This is a genomic window from Corallococcus exercitus (genome assembly GCF_003611585.1).
GTDB classification, from domain to species: Bacteria; Myxococcota; Myxococcia; order Myxococcales; family Myxococcaceae; genus Corallococcus; species Corallococcus exercitus.
On the sequence record NZ_RAVW01000644.1, the window covers coordinates 1 to 3580 of the forward strand.

Consider the following 3580-nt stretch of genomic DNA (forward strand, 5'->3'; position numbering starts at 1 on the left):
TTGCGGCGACAGGGGCTTTCAAAAAGAATCCGGCAGCGACCTACTCTCCCACGCGGTTTCCCGCGGAGTACCATCGGCTCTGGAGGGCTTAACTTCCGTGTTCGGGATGGGAACGGGTGTGACCCCTCCGACATTGCCACCGGAAAAGCGAATGACGGTGCATACGAAGGGTAAGTTGCAGGTTTCTGCGTGAATGAAGCCTCTTCGAAGTTGAAGAAGCAATTGAGAATAGCTGATGTCTTCCGGGCGGACGCGCATATGGCGTCCTGGCCTCGGCCTTGGCCCCGAGTCCCTTACTCCCCGCGTGGGGGCATGCAAGAGAAGGGGGGAAGTAAGCCGCTCGACTTATTAGTACTGGTTAGCTTAACGCGTTACCGCGCTTACACACCCAGCCTATCAACGTGGTAGTCTTCCACGAGTCTTCAGGGGCTTGCGCCCGGGATACCTGGTCTTGAGGTCGGTTTCCCGCTTAGATGCTTTCAGCGGTTATCCAATCGGCACATGGCTACCCAGCGATGCCTCTGGCGAGACAACTGGTACACCAGCGGTGCCTCCAACCCGGTCCTCTCGTACTAAGGTCAGAGCCTCTCAAGTATCCTACGCCCACAGCAGATAGGGACCAAACTGTCTCACGACGTTTTGAACCCAGCTCGCGTACCGCTTTAATTGGCGAACAGCCAAACCCTTGGGACCTGCTCCAGCCCCAGGATGCGATGAGCCGACATCGAGGTGCCAAACCTCCCCGTCGATGTGAACTCTTGGGGGAGATAAGCCTGTTATCCCCGGAGTACCTTTTATCCGTTGAGCGATGGCCCTTCCATTCAGGACCACCGGATCACTATGACCTGCTTTCGCACCTGCTCGACCTGTCGGTCTCGCAGTCAAGCTCCCTTATGCCATTGCACTCGACGCCCGGTTTCCAATCGGGCTGAGGGAACCATCGCGCGCCTCCGTTACTTTTTGGGAGGCGACCGCCCCAGTCAAACTACCCACCAGACAGTGTCCCAGTCCCGGCTGACGAGACGTGGTTAGACACCAGAAATCAACAGGGTGGTATTTCACCGTTGCCTCCACCGAACCTAGCGGCCCGGCTTCAAAGGCTCCCACCTATCCTACACAGTCAATCCCTAGTGTCACTGTCAAGTTGTAGTAAAGGTTCACGGGGTCTTTCCGTCTTGCTGCGGGTAAACTGCATCGGCACAGCTATTTCAATTTCGCTGAGTCCCTCTCCGAGACAGTGCGGAAGTCGTTACTCCATTCGTGCAGGTCGGAACTTACCCGACAAGGAATTTCGCTACCTTAGGACCGTTATAGTTACGGCCGCCGTTTACTGGGGCTTCGGATCATCGCTTCGCCTTGCGGCTGACGAATCCCCTTAACCTTCCAGCACCGGGCAGGAGTCAGACCCTATACGTCGGCTTGTCGCCTTCGCAGAGTCCTGTGTTTTTGGTAAACAGTCGCTACCGCCATTTCTCTGCAACCTCTCTCGGCTTCGGCTGTACGCCTACACCTACCAGAGGCCCACCTTCTTCCGAAGTTACGGTGGAAATTTGCCTAGTTCCTTGGAGGAGAGTTCTCTCAAGCGCCTTAGGATTTTCTCCTCACCCACCTGTGTCGGTTTGCGGTACGGACACCCTGCAGACTCCCTGCGGGACTTTTCTTGGAAGCCGAGCATCAGCGACTTACCCCTTGCGGGGCGCCATGGGGTCTCGGGGATGACTGCCGCGCCTTTATTCGTACGCGACACCCCTACGCCTTTAGACTGACACAACCACCGGTCAGCTCGCCTAGCTTTCTCCGTCCTCCCTCAGTTCAACGTCTGCAAGATGGCGCAGGAATATTAACCTGCTTGCCATCACCTACGCCTTTCGGCCTCGGCTTAGGACCCGGCTAACCCTGGGAAGATTAACTTGACCCAGGAAACCTTGGGTTTACGGCGAGGGGGTTTCTCACCCCCTTTATCGCTACTCATTTCGGCATCAGCACTCCCAGTCGCTCCAGCAGCCTTTTCAGTCTACCTTCGCTGCAACTGGGACGCTCCCCTACCGCCATACACGCCTGACGTGTATGACCCGAAGCTTCGGCACTAGTCTTGAGCCCCGTTACATTTTCGGCGCGGCCTGTCTTGACCAGTGAGCTATTACGCTTTCTTTAAAGGATGGCTGCTTCTAAGCCAACCTCCTGGTTGTCAATGACCTGCCACATCCTTTCTAGTGTTCACTTAGACTAGATTTGGGGGCCTTAGCTGTCGGTCTGGGTTATTCCCCTCTTGCCAATGGACGTTATCACCCACTGACTGCGTCCCGGGATAACAATTGCCGGCATTCGGAGTTTGGTACGGTTTGGTAATCTGGTGAGACCCCTAGCCGTTCCAGTGCTCTACCTCCGGCATTGAATTGCCCGAGCCGATACCTAAATATCTTTCGGGGAGAACCAGCTATCACGGAGTTTGATTGGCCTTTCACCCCTACACACAGCTCATCCCAGAAATTTTCAACTTTCATGAGTTCGGTCCTCCATGCGGTGTTACCCGCACTTCAACCTGGCCATGTGTAGATCACCCCGCTTCGGGTTATAATACACGCAACTTAGCGCCCTATTCGGACTCGCTTTCGCTCCGGCTCCACCTATCGGCTTAGCCTCGCTACGTATATTAAGTCGCCGAATCATGATGCAAAAGGTACGCTCTCGCACTGGCTTGCGCCGTAGTGCTCGAACTGCTTGTAGACATGCGGTTTCAGGTTCTTTTGACTCCCCTCACCGGGGTTCTTTTCACCTTTCCCTCGCGGTACTTGTTCACTATCGGTCGCCAAGGAGTATTTAGGCTTACCGGATGGTCCCGGCAGATTCAGACAGGATTGCACGTGTCCCGTCTTACTTGGGTAACCCGCTCAGCTCCAACTGGCTTTCGTGTACGCGACTATCACGCTCTTTGGTGCGTCTTTCCAGGACGCTTCCACTAGCCTGTCAAAGTCCTACCGCGGACCCGCTACCCCACCGCCATTTGCATGACGTTGGTTTGGCCTCTTCCCATTTCGCTCGCCACTACTTTGGGAATCACTCGTTGTTTTCTCTTCCTCAGGGTACTGAGATGTTTCACTTCCCCTGGTTTGCTCTGCAAACCTATGTATTCAGTTTGCAGTAACGCAGCTATTCGCCGCGCTGGGTTTCCCCATTCGGACATCTCCGGATCAACGTTTGGTTGGCAACTCCCCGAAGCTTTTCGCAGCCACCCACGTCCTTCATCGCCTCTTGGCACCTAGGCATCCACCGCACGCCCTTAGTAGCTTACTTGCCCTGATCTCTTGTCGTCACGCCCGCCTCCCGGCGGATTGTCGAAACTCGTGACCAAGGCCCAGACCCCTGCTCTTCGCAGCAGGCCCGGAAGACTTATTTCTTTTGCTGTTCTCTTACTGCTTCTTCTTGTGTGGGAGACTTCGCTTTTGCCTCCCCCGGCTGCCTCGCGGCGCCAGGTGAAGCTCATGGCGAAGTCGGCACTTCTGTTGAGAACTTCACTCAGCAGAAATTGCAACTTACCCTTCGTATGCACTTGTCAAAGAACGTCCCTGCGACTTCCAGG

At 55.4% G+C, this 3580-nt stretch carries 2 rRNA genes; both read right to left on the reverse strand.

The features are described from left to right. Window positions 1-27: 27 nt before the first annotated feature. Window positions 28-144, reverse strand: a 5S ribosomal RNA gene (gene rrf, locus D7W79_RS40185). A 183-nt stretch (window positions 145-327) separates the two neighbouring features. Next, window positions 328-3294 (reverse strand): 23S ribosomal RNA (locus tag D7W79_RS40190). Between the last annotated feature and the right edge of the window lie 286 nt (window positions 3295-3580).